Raw genomic sequence first — 19309 nt, 5'->3', positions numbered from 1 at the left:
CGCCATGGACAAGTACCTGGATCAATTCGTCAAGGCGCCACCGGCCATCAAGTTCGGGGGGCTCGCTGCCGCGGTGATTGCCCTCACGATCGGCAACTTCTTCCTCTTCATCCAGCCGACGGAAGACGCCATCAAGTCGCAGATTGCCCAGCGGCGGAAGCTGGACATGGAACTGGCGGACAAGAGCGAGATCGCCCAGAACCTGAATGAGCGTCGGCGGGAGATGGACGTCCTGGAGCAGAAGCTCTCCGAGGCGTTGACCGAGCTGCCCGAGCAACGGGACATCGAGGAGTTGCTCGCGCAGATCAACGACATCGGAAAGAAGAGCGGCCTGGAGATCTCCAGTGTCACGCCAGACAAGGAGTCGGTTGGCGGAGGAGAGTTCTTCGCGCGCATCCCCATCAAGATGACGGTGAGCGGCAACTACCACGAGATTGCCCTCTTCCTTCAGGAGATGTCGAACATGCGCCGCATCGTCAACGTCAACAACATCAAGCTCGGCGCGGCGAAGCTCAAGAACGAGAAGGTCGTCCTGGAGAGCAGCTTCCTGGCGACGACGTTCCGGTTCGTCGAGCAGAAGAGCTCCGCTGCCGCGGGCGCGAAGACCACGAACGCGAAGGCGAAGAAATAGAAACTTGATCCGCTCAAGAAGTAGGGCGACAAGGGGATTGAGGATGAAGACGTTCAAGGCCACCATGACCACCGCGATGCTCGCCCTGGCGCTAGGCGCTTGTGACGACGCGCCGAGCGCACCGCCGAAGGCCGCAAAGCCCAAAGCGGCAGCCGCCGCACCGGTGACGGCGGCTCCCGTCGAAGCGCCGGTTCAGCAGGTGCCGGCTGTGACCTACACTTACAACCCGGTGGGTAAGCGCGATCCTTTCCGTAGCCCCATCGAGGATCTGGGGCCGGTGAACGCGAACCCGGTCGCTTCGTGTCATGAGCCGCTTTGCGCCTTCGATCTGGACCAGCTCAAGCTGGTTGCTGTCGTGACCGGCGATTCCAGCCCGATGGCCATGGTGGAAGATCCGGCTGGCCGAGGCCACATCGTGCGTCGCAACACGCGGATGGGGCGGCAGGGTGGCAAGGTCACCCAGATTCTCCGTGACTCCGTGACGGTGACGGAGGTGTTTTCGGGCAACGGCGAGATCATCAAGAATCCCGTGATGCTGCAGTTGAAGCCTGATGCAAAGCAGGATCCCGCCTACAACATGATGACGGGCAGGAACTTCGGGGAGTAGCGCCCCCAAGGCGCTCCCGCGGGCGGTGGCCCGCTTCCAACTTGTTGAGGGGACGCATGCTCGAGGAGAGCGCTGTGACGAGGGGCAAGTGGATGTTGGCGGCCGTGTGGGCCGTCGTTCTGGTGGGCGCCAGGGTGCAGGGCGCCGAGCTCAACACGTTGCGGGGACTGGATGTGTCCCGCACGGGCTCGGGCGCCCAGGTGGTGGTGACCGGCACCCGGCCACCTACTTTTACCGTGTTCCGCCTGAGCGGGCCGGAGCGCCTGGTGGTGGACCTCTCGTCCGCGGATGCGACGGGCATCAAGGGACACCATGACGGCTCCGGTCCGGTCTCCGGCGTCGTTGCATCGCAGTTCTCGGACGAGCGCGCGAGCGTGGGCCGGGTGCTGCTGGCGCTCGACAAGGCGTCTCAGTACGACGTCCGCGCGGATGGCAACCGGGTGGTGATTTCGGTGGACGGCGCGGCGTCGCAAGCGGCTTCCTCTGTGGAAGCGCCACGCGCGGCGGCTCCGTCCAAGCCGAGCGCCGCTCCTGTTCCGGTCGAGGCGAAGCCGAGCGAGCCCGTCATGGTCGCCGCGCGCTCCGCAGGGCCCAAGAAGGCCGAGGTCGCGCCCGCCAAGGCCGCGCTGCCCGAGAACGTGGTGGCCGCCGAGGCGGACGAGCGCGAGGTGGCGAACCCCGCCCAGCGCATCACCGCGATGTCCTTCAAGAACGACACACTTCGCATCCAGACCGACGGCGACATCGCCCGGTATGAGGTGCTGGAGCTCGCGGACCCTCCTCGGCTGGCTGTCGACCTCTTCGGTGTCGGCATGGCGACCCGGGCGCCGCGGGTGAGCGCTGGCGCCCTGCGCGACGTGCGCGTGGGCGAGCACGCCGACAAGGTGCGGTTGGTGCTCGACGTGCGCGGGAAGATGCCCGCCTACCGCGTGGACCGTGCCAGCCGTGGGCTGGAGGTCGTGCTCGGTGGTGCCGTGGCCCGGAAGGCCGCGCCTGCGCCCGAGGCTGTGGCGTCCGTGACAGAGGTCGAGCCGCTTCGCCAGGCCCCCATGAAGGCCGAGGCCTCCAAGGTGGTGGAGGTGAAGGACCTGCGCTTCGAGGAGAACGGCGCCGGTGGCCGCATCGTGATGAAGCTGTCCGGGACGGCGGCCTGGAAGGTCGACCGGCCGGATCCCCGAAGCGCGGTGCTGACGCTGGACAGCGCGCGTCTGCCGAAGAAGCTGGAGCGGAGCCTCGACACCAGCGCACTGGAGACGCCAGTGAAGATGATCAGCGCCTTCAGCGTGCCCGGTGAGGGCAGCAAGGTGCGCCTGGTGGTGGCCGCTGACGGCGCCATCGAGGAGAAGGTGTCCCAGAGCGGCAGCTCGCTGACGTGGCGCCTGGACGTCAAGGGCGTGAAGACGGAGGAGGTCGCCGTCGCCCAGCGGACCGCCGGCTTCACCACGGAAGCTCCCGCCTACGCCGCCGAGGGCGCGCCGCAGCAGGCCCGCTACCGCGGCAAGCGCGTGTCCTTCGAGTTCAAGGACATCGACATCCAGAACCTGCTTCGCGTCATCGCGGAGATCTCCAAGAAGAACATCGTGGTGGCGGACGACGTGAGCGGCCGCGTGACCATCCGGCTGCGGAACGTGCCCTGGGACCAGGCGCTGGACCTCGTGCTGCGCACGAAGGCGCTGGGCAAGGAGGAGTTCGGCAACATCATCCGGATCGCGCCGCTGAAGACGCTGGAGGAGGAGACCCGTCTGCGGCTGGAGCGTCAACGGTCGCTCAAGCAGCAGGAGGACCTGATGGTCAACCTCATCCCGGTGAACTACGCCGTGGCCACGGAGATGGCGGCACGCGTGAAGGACGTGCTGAGCGAGCGCGGCTCCGTGACGGTGGATCAGCGGACCAACGTCCTCATCGTCAAGGACGTGCGCTCCAACACCGAGCGGGCCCGTTCGCTGGTTCGGAACCTGGACACGCAGACTCCTCAGGTGCTGATCGAGAGCCGAATCGTTGAAGCGAACACCACGTTCAGCCGTTCCCTGGGTGTCCAGTGGGGTGGGCAGGCGCGCGCGGGGCAGGCCACCGGAAACTCGACGGGGCTTATCTTCCCGAACAACCTGGCTGTGACGGGTGGTGTGGTTGGAAGTGCGGCCGGTCTTCCTGACAACCCGAACTTCGCCGTGAACCTGCCTGTCGGAACCGGTCAAGGTGTCGGTGGCGCCATGGGCTTCACCTTCGGGTCCGCGGGAGGTGCGTTGCAGCTCAACCTGCGCCTGTCTGCGGCCGAGAACGAGGGTACGGTCAAGACCATCTCCGCGCCCAAGGTGACTACGCTCGACAACAACACCGCGCGCATCAGCCAGGGCGTGTCGATTCCCTTCAGCCAGACGTCCGCACAGGGTGTGAATACAACGTTCGTGGAAGCGCGTCTGTCGCTTGAGGTGACGCCGCACATCACCCAGGACGGGAGTGTGTTGATGACCATCAACGCGGCCAACAACCAGCCCGACCCCTCCAGCACGGGTGCCAACGGTCAGCCGTCCATTCAGCGCAAGGAGGCCAACACCCAGGTGCTCGTGAAGGATGGCGACACCACGGTGATCGGCGGCATCTACGTGCGTCGCGGTGCCACCCAGACCAACGCGGTGCCGTTCCTGTCGCGGATTCCGGTGCTGGGCTTCCTGTTCAAGAACAACACCGAGAGTGACTTGCGGCAGGAACTCCTGATTTTCATCACGCCGCGCATCCTCAACCGGCAGACCATCGCGCAGACCCTGTAGGGGTCCGTCGCCGTCCTCGTGCAGGAGAACGTTCGCACATGAAGAACTTCTATCTCGCGGTGCCGCTGGCGTTGGCCATGTCCGCCTGCGTCGACAATCCCCCAACGCTTCAAGTCTTCAACGCCTACATCCCGGATGAGTCGTGCGCGGTGAACCTGTCAGGTGCTGCCTCTGGTGGAGGCAACCTGGACCTCTCGACCTCCCAGCGTTATCTGGCGGGCCTTGCCGTGCGAAGTGGCTTCACTTTGTCGGAAGTGGAGGTCAACGACAGCCCCATCACGGGCGAGGGTGACGCCACGGCGGTCTATGTCACTCACATCGAGCTGGTTTATGAGACCCAGGGCGAGGGGCCCTCGTTGGAGAGTGAAGTCTATCCCACTCACTTCGCCATTCCTTCGAGCGCCACGTCCAACAGCCTGCTGATCATCGACCTGCTCGGTGCGAGCGCGACCCGGACCCTGCTGACGCAGATTGGGCCCGGGAGCACTGCTTCATACACCGTTCGAATTCGCCTGATTGGGAAGACCGTGACCGGCTCGGATGTGGAGTCGAATGAGATTGCCTACCCCGTGACGGTCTATAACTCGAACTTCAGTTGTCAGGACGGCTACATGCTCGAGTTCAACGGGCCGTGCGGCGGTCCGGGCGGCCAGGATGGCTACCCGCCCACCTGCGAAGAAATCCCGACCTGATTGATTCCCAAGCCAGCCGGGGCCCTTGACGGGGCCCCGGCTGCCTTTCTAAGAGCGTCACCCCATGTCCTTCCGCACGCACCTCGAGTCGGTGGTCAACCAGGTGGATGGAGCCCTCGCGTGCAGCGTGATGGGCTTCGATGGCATCTCCGTCGACACCTTCCAGAAGGACGAGAGCGCCGAGCTGGACCTCAACGGCGCGTGGGTGGAGTACGCCAACCTCCTCACGCAGTTGCGCAACGCCGCGGAGACCCTGAAGACGGGCGCCGTGAGCGAGGTCAGCGTCAACAGTGAGAAGGTGCTGACCGTGATGCGGTTGGTGTCACCGGACTACTTCCTGGTGCTCGCCCTGCACGCGGATGGCAACTACGGCAAGGGTCGGTACGTGCTGCGCGTCACCGCACCCAAGGTGCGCGCCGAGCTCTAGTCGAGCGCCCTGGCGAGCAGTCATCCAGCCGACGCTCCCGCCGCCGCTTTCCCCTTCCCATCGAAGGGGCGCATGGGCTAGACACCCCGGACTTTTCAAGCTTTCGCTGCTGCGAGTCTGTAAGGAGTCGGTCCCCATGGCCGGTGTCATCGATACGTCCGAGTTCCGCAAGGGTCTGAAGATCGAAATCGACGGTGAGCCGTACGAAATCGTCGACTTCCAGCACGTCAAGCCCGGCAAGGGTTCCGCGTTCGTGCGCACCACGATTCGCAGCCTCCTCTCTGGCCGCGTGCTCCAGCCCACCCTGAAGTCAGGTGAGAAGGTGGGCAAGCCCGACATCGAGGAGAAGGACATGCAGTACCTCTATGTCCAGGGCGAGGAGTTCTACTTCATGGACACCCGCAACTACGAGCAGACCTTCCTCGGTGAGAAGGTGCTCGGAGAGGCGAAGAACTTCCTGAAGGAGAACATCAACGTCAGCGTCCTCTTCTACAATGGCAAGGCCATTGGCGTGACGCTGCCGAACTCCGTGGACCTCAAGGTCACCCAGTGTGACCCGGGCATCCGCGGTGACACCGTCTCCGGCGCGCTGAAGCCCGCCGTCCTGGAGACCGGCTACTCGGTCAACGTCCCGCTCTTCATCGAAGAGGGCGACGTGTTGAAGATCGACACGCGCGACGGCAAGTATCTGACGCGCGTGGCCACCAGGGGCTAGTTCGCAGCTCGGCAGCGACGCCGGAGGGAAGGGGACGCGAGTTATGGCAACGAAGCGCAAGTCGACCCGGGCCCAGGCGCCCGCGCGGACGGTGGCCGCCACCAGCGGGTCCGCTGACACGGGGGGCACGTCCCTGGACGTGGATGCCCTTCGGCAGATCGTCGAAATCCTCGAGTCCTCGGACGTCACGAGGCTGGTCTGGAAGCGCGGCGAGGAGAAGCTCTTCATCCGCCGCGGCCAGGGCCCCGAGACGACCATCGTCCACCACGCGGCGCCGCCTCCGGTCGCCGCGGGCGCCGCGGTGGAGTACGCCGCCCCAGCCGCTCCGCGCGTCGCCGCTCCGGCTCCCGCGGCCCCGGCGCCCGCCGCAGAGAAGCCGGTGGAGAAGCCGGGCCACCAGGTGACGAGCCCCTTCGTGGGGACGTTCTACCGGACCCCTGCGCCGGACCAGCCTCCCTTCGTGGACGTGGGCACCGTGGTGAAGAAGGGCCAGGTGCTCTGCATCATCGAGGCGATGAAGCTGATGAACGAGATCGAGTCCGAGGTCTCTGGCCGCGTGGCGGAGATCCTCGTGGAGAACGGCCGCCCGGTGGAGTTCGGGCAGGCGCTGTTCCGCATCGAAGTGGCCTGATGAAGAGGCCGGCGCGCCGCCCGTGTCCCACGGGCGGCCGCTCCTCGAGACGGCCCTGACGGAGACACCCACGTGTTCAAGAAGGTGCTGATCGCCAACCGCGGGGAGATTGCCCTGCGGGTCATCCGCGCCTGCCGGGAGTTGGGCATCGCCACGGTCGCGGTGCACTCCACGGCGGACGCCAACGCGCTCCATGTCCGCTTCGCAGACGAGGCGGTGTGCATCGGCCCGCCGGCGTCCAAGGAGAGCTATCTCAACGTCCCGCAGCTGCTGTCCGCCGCCGAGATCACCCGCGCGGACGCCATCCACCCGGGCTACGGCTTCCTGTCGGAGAACGCCGAGTTCGCGGAGGTCTGCGAGAACTGCAAGATTCGCTTCATTGGCCCACGGCCGGAGATGCTCCGGCTGATGGGCAACAAGGTGCGCGCCCGCCAGGCCGCCCGCGAGGCCGGGCTCCCGCTGCTGCCCGGCAGCCCCGGCACCGTGAGCAACCCGCGCGAGGCGGAGGCCTTCGCCCGGGAGATTGGCTTCCCCGTCATCCTCAAGGCGGCCGCTGGCGGCGGCGGCAAGGGGATGAAGATCGTCCGCGAGCCCGGCGCGCTGGCGCAGGCCTTCTCCACCGCGCAGGCGGAGGCCGTGGCGTCGTTCTCCAACGGCGACCTCTACATCGAGCGCTACGTGGAGAAGCCGCGCCACATCGAAATCCAGATCGTGGCGGACGAGCACGGCAACATCGTGCACCTCAACGAGCGCGAGTGCTCGGTGCAGCGCCGGCACCAGAAGCTCATTGAGGAGAGCCCGTCTCCCGCGCTGACGCCGGAGCTGCGCAAGCGCATGGGCGAGGTGTCCGTCAACGCCATGCGCAAGCTCGCGTACAACAACGTGGGCACCATCGAGTACCTGCTCGACGAGCGCGGCGAGTTCTACTTCATGGAGATGAACACGCGCATCCAGGTGGAGCACCCGGTGACGGAGCTCGTCACGGGCGTGGACCTGGTGAGCGAGCAGATTCGCCTGGCCTATGGAGAGCCCCTGCGCTTCAAGCAGGAGGACATCCAGATTCGTGGCCACGCCATCGAGTGCCGGGTGAACGCCGAGGACCCAATTACGTTCGCCCCCTGGCCCGGGAAGATTACCGGCTACAGCGTGCCGGGCGGCTACGGGGTGCGCGTGGACTCGGGCGCCTACGAGAACTACACGGTGCTGCCGTACTACGACAGCCTCCTGTCGAAGCTCATCGTGCACGCGGAGGACCGGGCCACGGCCATCCGCCGCATGCAGCGCGCCCTGGGCGAATACGTCGTGGAAGGCATCCGGACGAACATCCCCTTCCACCGGGCCGCACTCGCGGAGGAGTCCTTCCAGGAGGGCAATTACGACACCCGCTTCGTGGAGCGGTTGCTCGCGAGTGAGACTGGCTCCCGGCGCCTGAAGAAGGCCGTCGAGGAGACGCCGTAGCACCCATACACCTGGTGTGGACTCCCGCTCGTCGGGCCGCCACGCGAGCAGGTGATCCGGCCCCGGGGGAGCCGGGCCGTTTCTTGACCCGCGTCGGAGCTTTCCGTTAGCCTCCGATACTCCCCCTTGCTGAGGATGGAAACCCGCGAAGTTCAAGGGGTTTCGGCCTGCTGGAAGCCCACCGCTCGATGGACAAGAACAAGATCATCGAAGCCGCCGCGAAGCTCGTCGCGAAGGGCGCCTACGACAAAGCCATCAAGGAGTACCAGAAGGTCCTGGAGGTCGACCCGAAGGACATCCGGGTCCTCCAGAAGATGGGGGAGCTGTACCAGAAGAAGAACGACAATCCGCAGGCCGCCCACTTCTTCACCAAGGTCGCGGAGAGCTACTCGTCGGATGGCTTCTTCCTCAAGGCCGTCGCGCTCTACAAGCAGGTCCTCAAGCTCAACCCGAACCTGCTGGAGGTGAACCTCAAGCTGGCGGAGCTCCACCAGCAGCTCGGGCTGATGTCCGAGGCGATGGCGTACTTCCAGATTGTCGCCAACCACTACGACAAGGCGGGCGACACGAAGTCGTCGCTCGATACCTTGAAGAAGATGGTGGATCTCGACCCGGAGAACGTGGCGTCGAAGATCAAGCTGGCGGAGCTGTACGCGCGAGAGAACATGACGCGCGAGGCGGTGCAGGAGTTCAAGCGCGCCGCCGAGTACCTCAAGCGCAACAGCCGCGCGGACGACTGGCTCCGCGTGGCGGAGCGCCTGTCCGCGCTGGAGCCGGACAACCTCCCGCTGTCGAAGGAGCTGGCGACGTCGTACCTGCAGCGCGGCGACCAGAAGCGCGCGCTGGCGAAGCTGCAGGTGTGCTTCAAGGCCGACGGCCGCGACGTGGAGACGCTCACGCTGCTGGCGCAGGCGTTCCAGGGCCTGGGCCAGGCCTCGAAGACCATCTCCGTCTACAAGGAGCTGGCGAAGATTCATCAGGAGCGCGGCCGGCTCACAGAGGCCGACGCGGTCTGGACGCAGATCGAGGCCCTGGACCCCGAGGACCCGGACCTGGTCGCGCGCCGCGCGCCCGAGCCGGCTCCCGTGGCGCCCCAGCCCGCGGCGGCGCCTCAGCCCGCACCGCGTCCTGTGCCCCAGCCCGCCGCGGCGGCGCCGCAGCCCGCGCCCATGGCGCCCCCCGCGCCAGCGGGGATGGGGCGCGAGCAGCTCGCCAAGCTGCTCACGGAGACGGACGTCTACGTGAAGTACGGGCTTCACGACAAAGCGCTGGAGCACCTGCGGAAGATCTTCTCCGTGGAGCCGGAGAACCTCGACGCGCACGAGAAGGCGTACCAGATCTACGTCGCCTCCGGGAACATGGCCCAGGCGTCGGAGCAGCTGCTGAACGTGCTGCGCCTGTGCACGCGCTCCGCGGACGTGCAGCGCGCGCAGCCGTACCTGGCCACCATCCTCCAGGAGAATCCCGCCCATCCCGAGGTGCCCGCGTTCCTGTCCGTGCTGCGCACGGAGGGGCCCGTGGTCCCCGCGCCGACGGTGTCCGTGGTGGAGTCGGTGGGCGAGGACGCCATCCTGGTGGACTCCAGCGACGACGAAATCCTCGTCGCGCCGCCGCCGGAAGACGCGCTCCTGCACCCGCCCGGTGACGAGCTGGCGCTGACCACGCTGCCCTCGAGCGACTCGGACGAGGTCATCGAGGAGGACAGCGACGCCTCCGTCATCAGCGAGGAAGCGCTGGTGGGGGAGGCCATCACCTCGGGTGAGTTCGAGGTGTATGGCTCGCCCGAGCCGGAAGACCTGGCGGCTGCGTCGGTGGACGAGACGCTGGTCACCGACGACGACCGCTTCGCCCTGACCGACGAGCCCGGGCTGGGCATCACCGACGACGAGCCGCTCGTCGCGTCCAGCGATGACGACCTGGCGGCGGCGGCGGCGTACTCGCTCGAGGACGAGTCGCTGGTGGACGATGGCACCGCCACGTCCATGGAGGCGCTGTCGCTCGGGGACGACGACCCGCAGCCCACGCAGATGCACGCGCCCACGCAGGCGCTGCTCGACGAGGCCTCGCCGGACACGCTCCAGGTTCCCACGCTGGACTCGCTGGACATGCCCTCGCTGGAGGACGATGCGCCTCCGCCGCTGGAGCTCGAGGACGTGCCCACGCGCGTGGGCGCCGCGCCGCTGAGCGCCGCCGACCTGGACGAGGACCCCTTCGGCGCGCCCGCGCTCGGGGACCCGACGGAGTTCGAGGAGCCGACCGCCTCGCACGCCATCGTGGCCGTGGACGACGAGCCGGTGGTGGAGGCCTCGCCGGACCTGGCCGCGGACGAGGCGCAGGAGCCCAGCGCCTACGAGGAGCCCCTGTCCTACGAGGAGCCCGCGGCCGAGCCCGAGCCCGCGCCGGAAGTCGAGGCCGCCGCCGACGAGGAGGACGAGCCCGCGGCGGAGGAGTGCGACGAGGCGTCGTTCTTCCTCGACCAGGGCCTGTTGGAAGAGGCGCGCGAGATTCTCGAGACGGTGATGATTGCCTTCCCGGGCCACGCGCGCGCAGCCGAGCTGATGGAGCGGCTGGAGGCGGCGGAGGCGGGAGGCGGCGAGGCGCAGGAAGAGGCGGCCGCGGAGCCGGCGCACATCCCGAGCGTGCAGCCCGTCACGGAGGGCTTCGACGACCCCGAGGAGACCACGGGCGAGCGTGACGCGTTCGACCTGGCGGCGGAGCTCGCCGGGGAAATCGACACCTTCGGTGATGACTCCGGGGCCACGGCGCTGCCGGCGGAAGAGGACTTCCAGTACTCGGTGGAGGAGGTCTTCTCCGAGTTCAAGAAGAGCCTGGCCAAGGTGGTGAAGCCCGAGGACGTGGACACGCACTACGACCTGGGCATCGCGTACAAGGAAATGGGCCTGCTCGACGACGCGCTCCACGAGTTCGACGTGGCCCGCCAGGGCAGCGCGGGTGGCAAGCGCGAGCTGGACTGCATCACGATGATGGGCATGCTCCAGCTCCTGCGCGGCGACGCCGCGGCGGCGGTGGAGGCCTTCCGGGAGGGGCTGGGCAACCCCCACGCCACCGGCGAGGCGGCCAAGGCGCTCGGCTTCGAGCTGGCGTCGGCCTACGAGGCCCAGGGTGACGCGGGCAGGGCGCTCTTCCACTTCCAGCGCGTGGCCGCGATGGACGGGAAGTATCGGGACGTGGCCGGACACGTGTCCCGGCTTGCGGCTTCCGTCGAGCCAGTGGAGGATCCGCTCCCCACTCCCTCCGGCAATGGGGCCAAGGCCGTCAGCAGTCCGCCCGCACCCGCGGGGGCCCCGGCGCCCACCACTCCGATACCAGCGGCTGGCGCGTCCAAGGCGCGCAAGGTCGGCTACCTGTAGTTGCACCCCGCGAGGTCCGGCGAGCCCATGACTACGTACCTGGACTTCTTCGAGCTGACCCAGGAGCCCTTCTCCAACGCTCCCGTCAGCCGTTTCTATTACAACTCGGCGCAGCACTCGCAGGCGCTCACCCGGCTGATGCACGCGGTGAGCTACATGAAGGGCCTGTCCATCCTCGTCGGTGACATTGGCGCGGGGAAGACGACGCTGGCCCGCCGCATGCTCGACTCGCTTCCGGAGTCCGAGTACGAGGCCGCGCTGCTCGTCATCATCCACTCCGGCATCACCGCCAACTGGCTGCTGCGCCGCATCGCGCTCCAGCTGGGCGTGGAGAACCCGGCGCAGGAGAAGCTGGCGCTGCTGTCGCAGCTCTACCAGCGGCTGCTGCAAATCTACGAGTCCGGCAAGAAGGCCGTCGTCCTCATCGACGAGGCGCAGATGCTGGAGACGCGCGAGCTGATGGAGGAGTTCCGGGGGCTGCTCAACCTGGAAGTGCCGGAGCGCAAGCTCATCTCCTTCGTCTTCTTCGGCCTGCCGGAGATTGAGAAGAACCTGAAGCTGGACCCGCCGCTCGCGCAGCGCGTGGCCATGCGCTACCGGCTGGAGCCCTTCACCGCCGAGTCGACGGAGGCCTACGTCAAGCACCGCCTCCGGCTCGCGGGCTGCCCGCGCATGCCCTTCAGCCCGGAGGCGCTGCTGGCCGTGCACCAGCACTCGTCCGGCTCGCCCCGCGTCATCAACACCCTGTGTGACAACGCGCTCTTCGAGGCCTTCCTGGCGCGCGAAGAGACGGTGTCCGCGGAGCTGGTGCATCGCATCGGGAAGAACCTGGGGCTGCTGGGGGTGAACACGGCCGCAGGGCAGGCAGCCGAGCGGCCGGGCGCTCCCGCTTCGTCGCTCCCCAGGACGGCGGGCAGCAAGGTGGACCTCGCGGAGATCGACCGCTACCTCGAGGGGTTGGGTAAGCTGTAGCGGCTTTGTCCTCCCAGAGCCGCCACGGTGCGCGCAGGGCGCTGCTGTTGGTGCTCCTCGTCTTGTCGGGGAGCGTGCTCCTGTTGCGCATGCCGGAGGCGTGGGAGGTGGCGTGCACGCTGGGCCGCCGGCACCTGCCGGATGTGCTGGGCCTGGACGTGGGGCTCGGCCGCTGCGAGCTGGACCCGCTGGGCTCCCGCGTGGTGGTGCACGGCTTCTCGCTGTTCCTTCCGGGGACGGACTCGCCGCTGGTGGCGGTGGACCGGGCGGAGGTGCAGCTCGGCTTCTTCCAGCCGCTGCGGGGCCGGTTGACGCTGGCCCAGGTGAAGGCGTCACGCCCGCGCGTCGCGCTGGATTTGACGCAGCCCTCCGCGCCGAAGGAGCCCAGGCCCGCGTTCTGCTTCCTGCAGCCGCTGGAGCACCTGCGCGTGGCGAAGCTCGACATCTCCGGCGCGGAGCTGCGCCTGGCGCTGCCCGAGGGCCGGCGCCTGGAGGTGGACGAGCTGGACGTCCGCTGGGACGAGCAGTGGGGCGTCATCGAGCTGGACGTGGAGGCGCGGCGCGGGCGGGTGCGCCTGGGGCCGGACGGGCGCGAGCTGGCGCTGGGGCAGCTCGTCGTCGCCGGCGCGTTGGACCCGGACGAGGCCCTGCTGGAGCTGGAGCGCGCCGAGGTGTCGCTGGACGACATCACCACCACGGTGTCCGGCCGCGTGGATTCGCTGTGCGCGCCGCGGCTGGCGCTGGACGCGCAGGTGTTCCTCCCGCTGCGCGCGCTGTACCAGGCGCGGCTGATTCCCGAACCGGCGACGGGGCACCTCTGGTCGCGGGTCTCCATCGCGGGGAAGGCGGAGTCCCCCGCGGTGTCGCTGGAGCTGTCAGGCAACAGCCTGGGCTACGGAAACTTCGGGCCGACGAACCTCCACGCGCGATTGTCGTACTCGGGGGAGGACGTCCGGCTGGAGGAGCTCACCGTGCCCGTGGGCGCGGGCAAGGTGCGCGCGTCGGGGCGGCTGGGCCTCACGCCCAACTTCCCGCTGGAGGTGTCCCTGGCGACGGAGGACGCGTCGCTGGGCCGCATCCTGGACCGGGCGGGCGTGAAGGGCTCCTGGGTGGAGTTCCCCGCCACGCTGGACGCCCAGCTCTCCGGCAACCTGCTGCCGCGCTTCTCCTTGTCGGGGCCCCTGGACCTGCGCACCGGGCGCTTCGTGCTGGCCACGCACGCGTTCGACACGCAGCCCAAGGACGGGCTCACGATTCTGGAGTTCGACAAGGGCCGGGCGCAGGCGCAGGTGAGGATTCAGCCGGACCGCGTGGCCTTCACCCACGTCAACGCGGAGGTGGGCCACTCGCGCGTGACGGGGGACGTCGCGCTGCTGCTGGGCAACGGGCTGGGCCTGGACATCCACGGGCAGGGCGACGTGGACCTGGCGGACTTCGGCCACATCGCCGGACTGCCCTGGGCCGGGCGGGGCCAGGCCACCTACGCGATTACCGGGCCGGCGGCGGACGTGAAGGTGGAGGCGGGCCTGTCCTTCCGCGACTTCGAGTTCTGGAACCTGTCGCTGGGGGTGATGCAGGGCAAGCTGGCCTACAAGGACAGCCTGCTCACGTTCCCCGGCTTCTCCGGCCAGAAGGGGCGCACGCAGTACTACGGCAAGGCGGGCGTGTCCTTCGGGCGGCTGCTCAACCTGCGCCTGGAAGTGAATGTCCCGCAGGGCCGCAACGAGGACCTGGTGGACGTGGTGGCGGGCCTGAGTCCTTCGCTCGCGGTGATGCAGGGCACGCTGGGTGGGACGGCCACCGGCCGCGTGGAGGTGGACAGCCCGGTGGAGCGGCTGGAGGGGCTGGTGGCGTTCGACGTGAAGGACACCACCTACCTGGGCCGGCGCATGGGCGACGGCGCGGCGCGGCTGCGCTTCGTGGATGGCAAGGCGATGGTGCTGGAGCGCACCACGCTCACAGGCCCCCTGGGCCGCACCTGGGCGGAGGGGAGCTTCACCTTCGAGGGTGGGCTGGACTACCGCTTCGGCGGAGACGGCCTGTCCCTGGCCGAGGCGGTGGACCCGGAGCTCGCCGAGCGCATGGGCATCCAGGGCACCCTGGTGATGGACGGCGTCGTGTCGGGCACCGCCGACGTGCCGGTGGTGGACGTCACGCTGCGCGCGCCGCGCGTCACCTTCGCCGAGCGCAACCTGGGCGCCATGGACCTCACCGGGAAGCTGGTGGGGAAGACCTTCGAGGTGTGGGGCAACCCGTTCCGGGACGCCACCGGCCGCATCCGCATGAAGGTGCAGGACGACTGGCCCTATGAAGCCCAGGGCTCGTTCTCCCTGCCGGAGATTCGCCCGCTGCTCCCGGACGCGCCGATGTGGGCCGGCGTCAGCGGGGCGCTGTCCGGCACGCTGAGCGCGAAGGGCCTGCTCCTGGCGCCCGCGGGCTCGCAGGTGGACGCCACCGTGGAGCGGCTGGTCCTCTCGCGCGATGACCTGCGGGGGGAGAACGCGGGCCCCATCTCGCTGTCGTACGCGGCCGGGCGGACGGACGTGCAGCCCTTCCGCTTCACGGGCCAGCACGTGGACCTGTCCCTGGGCGGGTGGATGAGCCCTCGCGGCATGGATGTCACCCTGCGGGGCGGGTTGGACCTGCGCCTGCTGGAGTCGCTGATGCCCGCCATGGTGGAGCGCGCCTCCGGGCGCATCACCGTGGACGCGGAGGCCTCCGGGACGCTGGAGAAGCCGTCGGTGGTGGGCTCCGCGGAGCTGTTCGACATGCGGATGGCGCTGCGTGACTGGCCCGTCCAGGTGCGCAACATGGCCGGGCGCGTGGAGATGACGGGCCAGCGCGTGCTGGTGGAGCACCTGCAGGGGCAGCTCAACGAGGGGCGCGTGTCCGCCCGCGGCGACGTGCGGCTGGAGCGCTTCCTGCCGCAGCGGCTGGGGCTCACCATCCAACTGGACGAGGTGCCCTACCGGCTCACGGAGGACCTGCCCGCGACCTTCTCCGGCCTGCTCCAGGTGATTGGCCCGCCCAAGGGCTTCACCGTCACCGGCGGCATGGACATCGTGAAGATGCGCTACCAGAAGGCGCTGGACGTGGAGGCGCTGCTGAAGACGATGCAGCGGCGCACCACCCACCTGGCGGCGGGCGCGTCCTCGTCCGCGTCGGGGGAGCCGCCGAAGCCCTGGGTCATCTGGGACGTGAATGTGCACTTCGGCGACGTGCGCGTGGACAACAACCTGGCGAAGGCCCGCCTGCTGGGCGACGTGCGGCTGACGGGGACGGACCTGCGGCCGGGGCTGCTGGGCCGGGTGGAGCTGGCCGAGGGCAGCCAGGCCTTCTTCCGCAACAACCCCTTCACCATCAGCCAGGGGCAGGTGGAGTTCCAGGACCCGACGCAGATCGACCCCGTCTTCGAGGTCCAGGCCCAGACGCAGGTGCGTGAGTTCGTGGTGAAGCTGCACGCCTTCGGCAAGCCGTCCGACCCGCAGATTCTGCTCTCCTCGGAGCCGGCCCTGGTGGAGGGCGACATCGTGTCGCTCCTCACGCTGGGTTTCACCTCGTCCGACCAGGACACCGCGGCCGCGGCGAGCGCCGGCCTGGCGGCCGAGGCCCTCTTCAACGTGTCGGGCCTGGACCGGCAGCTCCAGCGCTTCCTTCCCAGCAATCCGGTGTTGAGGGATTTGTCCCTGCAGATTTCGACGACCTACAACGACGCCACCCGGCAAGCGGAGCCCACCGCACAACTGGAGTCGAAGTTCCTGAGCGAGCAGCTTAAAATCGGCATGACGCAACCCGTGAGCGGGCGCGGCACGCGGGCGCGGGCCGAGTACCGTTTCGATGACCGACTCTCCGCGCAGGCCCAGTGGGACAACGAGAACAACGAAGCCTCGTTTGGAAACCTCGGGCTCGAGCTGAAGCTGAGCTGGGAGGTCGAGTAGCCCGCGCGCTCGCGCTGGTGGCGCTGGTGCTCTGCGCACTCGTCCCGGTCCCCGCGCGCGCGCAGCCCGGCGACGCGCGTGGCTTCGGCGCCGAGGTCTCCGCCGTGGAGCTGCACCTGCCCGGCGGCGCTGACGCGCAGGGCCTGAGCGACCTGGTGGCGGTGCGCAAGGGGCAGACGCTGACGCCGGGCGCGGTGCGGCGCTCGGTGGAGCGGCTGTGGGCCACGGGCCGCTTCACGGACGTGGTGGCGCGCACGGCGCCGGTGCGCGGCGGGGTGCGGCTCATCTTCCAGCTCACCCCCGTGGCGCGGCTGGCGCGGCTGCGCTTCGAGGGCAACGCCGTGCTGTCGGACGGGGAGCTGCTGGAGGCCAGCGGCCTGCTCGAAGGCGGTCCGCTGGACGAGGAGGAGCTGCAGGGCGCGGTGGCGTCCATCCTCCAGGCCTACCAGCGCAAGGGGTACGACTCGACGCGGGTCTCCGTGACGCAGGAGCCGGTGACGGACGGCGTCGCGGTGGTGCTCTCCGTGGACGAAGGCCTGCCCACGCGGGTGCGCCAGGTGACGTTCTCCGGGAGCCCCGGCCTGCCGCTGCCCCGGCTCCTGGAGGTGCTGGCGCTGCGCCCGGGGCAGGTGTTCGACCGGGCCCGCCTGTCCAGCTCGCTGGAGGCGCTGCGCGCCTTGCTGCGCGGCGAGGGCTACTGGCGCGCGCAGGTGGGGGCCCCGGCGGTGCTGGTGGAGGGGAGCTTCGCGTCGGTGGCGGTGCCGCTGTCGGCGGGGCCTCGCTACGTGCTGCGCTTCCACGGCAACCGCCACTTCCCCCAGGCCGTGCTGGAGCGCGTGCTGGCGCACGACGTCTCCGAGCCCATGGATGAGGTCGTCGCCGGCCGGCTCGCGCGGCGCGTGGAGGCCTTCTACCGCTACCGTGGCTTCCACGACGTGCGCGTCCGCCCCCGCGAGGTGCTGCGCCCGGACAGCGAGGTGGTGGCGCTGGTGTTCGACGTGGAGGAGGGGCACCCGCTGCGCGTGAGCGACGTGCGCTTCCATGGCAACACTGGACTGCCGGCGGAGGCGTTGCGCGCCATGCTGACGGAGCGGGTGCTGGCGGGCACGTCGCGGCCGGAGCTGGACCTGCGGATGCTCGACGACCCGCTGGACACGGAGGGCCGTCACGGCCCCAGCGTGCCGGGCGCCGAGCCCCCGCCGCCGGCGTCCACCGTGTACGTGGAGGACGCGTGGCTGGAGGCCGTGGAGGCCATGAACGAGGCCTACCGCGAGCAGGGCTTCCTCTCCGCGGCGGTGTCGTTCCGGGGCCTGACGGTGGACGTCGTGGGGCGCTCGGCCGTCGCCGAGTTCGACGTGCAGGAGGGGCCCCAGGCGCGGCTGGTGAAGGTGGACTTCGAAGGCGTGCCACCGAGCCTGGCGAGCTGGGCCCTGGGCCGGCGCGTCCGCGAGGGCGAGCCGCTGAGCTTCGACGCGGTGGAGTCCTCGCGTCAGTCCCTGGAGCAGGAGCTGGGGCGGCAGGGCTACCTCTTCGCGCGCGTCACCACCGAGACGGCGGTGGGCGAGGACGGGACGCGGGCGACTGTCATCTTCCGCGCGGACGCGGGGCCGCAGGTGAAGGTCGGGAGGATCCTGGTGCAGGGCCTGACGCGCACGGACCCGGACCTGGTGCTGGCCAACCTCGACGTGGAGGAGGGCAGGCCCGTCGCGCTGGATGAGCTGACGGAGGGCCAGCGCCGGCTGGCGCGCCTGGGGGTGTTCCGCCAGGTGGACGTGGCGCTGGCGGACCCCACCCGGCGTGAGGACACCAAGGACGTGCTGGTGACGGTGCAGGAGCGTCCCCGGTTGGACGGCCAGGTGTCCGGCGGCTACTTCCTGGTGGACGGTCCCCGCATCACGCTGGACACGGCGTACCGCAACCTGGATGGCATGGGGCTCAGCCTGCTGGCGCGCGGGAAGATCAACTACGCGGGCTGGAGCGCGGAGGCGCTCTCGCGCGACAGGCGCATCGCCTGCCAGCAGACGGTGCCGGGGGGCGGCCCCTCGCCGGGGTGTGACGTGGAGCTCCAGGGGCTCAATGGCCTGGGAGGACGTGGCAACCTCGCCCTGGCGCAGCCGCGCCTGTTCTTCCTGCTGCCGCTGCAGGTCGGGGCCCGCCTGGACCTCATTGGCGAGCGCGTGCACCGGCCTTCCTACGTGTCCTCGCGGTTCGCGGCGGCGGCCGCCATGGACTGGGCGGCGGCGACGTGGCTCAACCTGTCGCTGTCCTATGAAGTGGAGAACAACCGGCTGCGCTCGCGCGCGGGCGTGCTGGAGTTGCTCAACCGCGCCGACCGGGAGCGGCTGCGCTACCCGTTCGGAGACTTCGCGCTGCACTCGCTGCGGCCCTCGGCCACGTTGGACTTCCGGGATGACCCGGCCAACCCGCGGCGGGGCGTGGTGTTCGTCTCCAGCGCGGAGTTCACCCGGGGCCTGAGCGTGCGCCCCACGGATGTGGCGGGCAACCGCGTGGAGGCCTACCCCATCGACGGGGTGAAGCTGTCGGGCAGCCTCAGCGGCTACATCCCCCTGGGCCGGCGGGCCAGCGTGGCGCTGTCCGCGCGCGCGGGCACCATCATTCCCTTGGAGGCGCAGGCCCAGGCCATTGGCTCGAAGCTGTTCTACCTGGGCGGCTCGTCGAGCCTGCGCGGCTTCCGCGAGGACGGCGTGCTGCCGGAGGACGTCCGCGGCGCGTTGCAGCAGCGGCTGCGCGACTGCCGGGCCCTGATTTCGCCGTCGGGGTGCTCCGCCGACTTGAAGGCCGTGCTCGCGGGGCAGATTCCGGCGAGCCAGGGCGGCGAGCTCTTCACGCTGGGCAAGGCGGAGCTGCGCCTGCCGGCCCTGTCCTCCGTGGACCTGGGGCTCTTCTTCGAGGCGGGCAACCTGTGGCTGGACCGGACGCAGTTCGACCCGGGCCGGCTGCGCTACGCGGCGGGCGCGGGCCTGCGCTACGTGACGCCCGTGGGCCCGCTGGCCTTCGACGTGGGCTTCAACCTGGACCCGGACGAGTCGGTGAACGAGGCCACCACGCAGTTCCACTTCAGCATCGGGACGTTCTGAG

12 protein-coding genes are annotated in these 19309 nt (G+C 69.2%); all 12 read left to right on the top strand.

Annotation, left to right across the window (positions count from 1 at the left end):
- Window positions 1-4: 4 nt before the first annotated feature.
- The 12 genes from MYMAC_RS28045 (at window position 5) to MYMAC_RS27990 (ending at window position 19308) form a co-directional block, all read left to right on the top strand.
- Window positions 5-631, top strand: a complete 627-nt coding sequence (locus MYMAC_RS28045) for a type IV pilus inner membrane component PilO (protein WP_095960302.1) — start codon at window positions 5-7, stop codon at window positions 629-631.
- Between the two features lie 43 nt (window positions 632-674).
- Entirely contained in the window at window positions 675-1238 is a 564-nt protein-coding gene (locus tag MYMAC_RS28040) for a pilus assembly protein PilP (protein ID WP_204816988.1), read from the top strand.
- A gap of 56 nt (window positions 1239-1294) precedes the next feature.
- Entirely contained in the window at window positions 1295-4006 is a 2712-nt protein-coding gene (locus tag MYMAC_RS28035) for a type IV pilus secretin PilQ (protein WP_095960300.1), read from the top strand.
- A 38-nt stretch (window positions 4007-4044) separates the two neighbouring features.
- The gene (locus MYMAC_RS28030; protein WP_095960299.1) at window positions 4045-4698 is read left to right on the top strand and encodes a hypothetical protein; all 654 of its coding nucleotides are present in this window, start codon (window positions 4045-4047) and stop codon (window positions 4696-4698) included.
- 64 nt (window positions 4699-4762) lie between these two features.
- Window positions 4763-5125: a roadblock/LC7 domain-containing protein gene (locus MYMAC_RS28025; protein ID WP_013942211.1), complete on the top strand. Its 363-nt coding sequence runs from the start codon at window positions 4763-4765 to the stop codon at window positions 5123-5125.
- A gap of 136 nt (window positions 5126-5261) precedes the next feature.
- Window positions 5262-5840: an elongation factor P gene (efp, locus tag MYMAC_RS28020; RefSeq protein WP_013942210.1), complete on the top strand. Its 579-nt coding sequence runs from the start codon at window positions 5262-5264 to the stop codon at window positions 5838-5840.
- A gap of 43 nt (window positions 5841-5883) precedes the next feature.
- The gene (gene accB / locus MYMAC_RS28015; protein ID WP_095960298.1) at window positions 5884-6471 is read left to right on the top strand and encodes an acetyl-CoA carboxylase biotin carboxyl carrier protein; all 588 of its coding nucleotides are present in this window, start codon (window positions 5884-5886) and stop codon (window positions 6469-6471) included.
- Window positions 6472-6543: 72 nt separating this feature from the next.
- Window positions 6544-7929, top strand: a complete 1386-nt coding sequence (accC, locus tag MYMAC_RS28010; RefSeq protein WP_013942208.1) for an acetyl-CoA carboxylase biotin carboxylase subunit — start codon at window positions 6544-6546, stop codon at window positions 7927-7929.
- Between the two features lie 188 nt (window positions 7930-8117).
- A complete protein-coding gene (gene sgmX, locus MYMAC_RS28005) occupies window positions 8118-11300 on the top strand; it encodes a type IV pili formation protein SgmX (protein ID WP_095960297.1) in 3183 nt (1060 codons plus the stop codon).
- Window positions 11301-11327: 27 nt separating this feature from the next.
- Entirely contained in the window at window positions 11328-12272 is a 945-nt protein-coding gene (locus MYMAC_RS28000) for an ExeA family protein (protein ID WP_013942206.1), read from the top strand.
- A 5-nt stretch (window positions 12273-12277) separates the two neighbouring features.
- A complete protein-coding gene (locus tag MYMAC_RS27995; protein WP_095960296.1) occupies window positions 12278-16210 on the top strand; it encodes a translocation/assembly module TamB domain-containing protein in 3933 nt (1310 codons plus the stop codon).
- A 14-nt stretch (window positions 16211-16224) separates the two neighbouring features.
- Complete coding sequence (locus MYMAC_RS27990) at window positions 16225-19308, top strand: POTRA domain-containing protein (protein WP_095961712.1); 3084 nt, start codon at window positions 16225-16227, stop codon at window positions 19306-19308.
- Window position 19309: the final 1 nt, after the last annotated feature.

The organism is Corallococcus macrosporus DSM 14697 (assembly GCF_002305895.1).
Taxonomy (GTDB): Bacteria; Myxococcota; Myxococcia; order Myxococcales; family Myxococcaceae; genus Myxococcus; species Myxococcus macrosporus.
Note: the sequence above shows the minus strand (reverse complement) of the source record. Positions and strands in the feature narration are given on the sequence as shown.